Genomic DNA, 625 nt, shown 5'->3' with positions numbered 1-625 from the left:
ACCTGAAAGGTGTTCTTGGCCAAATCAAGGCCGATTGTGGTAACTTGCATTGGGTGGCTCCTCTCATAAGCGGTTAACGACAACTGCACTATGGCGCATTGCGACGCCCGTTGAAGCAGGGGCCATCCACCCCATCCCGCGCATGCAACCCTGTGCCAAGCCGCTGTTGATCTCGACAACACGGTGAAAGCGAAAGCCAAACATCACCCTATTGCCCGCCGCCTGATGTCGATTCCTGGCGTCGGTTCGATCGTGTCGCTCAGCTTTATCGCACTGATCTATGAACCAGGCCGGTTTAGCAAAGCACAGGATGTTGGCGCGTTTCTGGGACTGACACCCAAGCGACACCAATCGGGTGAGGTAGATTGATCTGGCCGCGTATCAAAATGTGGGGACCACGCAATGAGGCACCTGCTGTTTGAAGCGGCTTCAAGTTTGATCAACCGGGTTCGGTGTTTCTCGCCTTTGAAAAAGCTGGGCCGTACTGAATCGCCCCGAGTTTGTCGGAGACCATCAACTTAAGTAAGGATGATTGTTATGACAAAAAGCAAAATGGCAAATCGCTACTCACCTGAGGTCCGCGCGCGTGCGGTTAGGATGGTGTTTGAACATCAAGGTTCGTATG

The 625-nt window shown here is 53.1% G+C and carries 1 protein-coding gene; it reads left to right on the top strand.

Going from position 1 to position 625, the window contains the following annotated elements; translation table 11 throughout:
* Positions 1-225 precede the first annotated feature (225 nt).
* Positions 226-369: a transposase gene (locus tag ACFWW2_RS03685; protein ID WP_393926288.1), complete on the top strand. Its 144-nt coding sequence runs from the start codon at positions 226-228 to the stop codon at positions 367-369.
* The last annotated feature ends 256 nt before the right edge of the window (positions 370-625 follow it).

It is taken from the genome of Yoonia sp. R2-816 (assembly GCF_046762905.1).
Classification (GTDB): Bacteria; Pseudomonadota; Alphaproteobacteria; order Rhodobacterales; family Rhodobacteraceae; genus Yoonia.
Note: the sequence above shows the minus strand (reverse complement) of the source record. Positions and strands in the feature narration are given on the sequence as shown.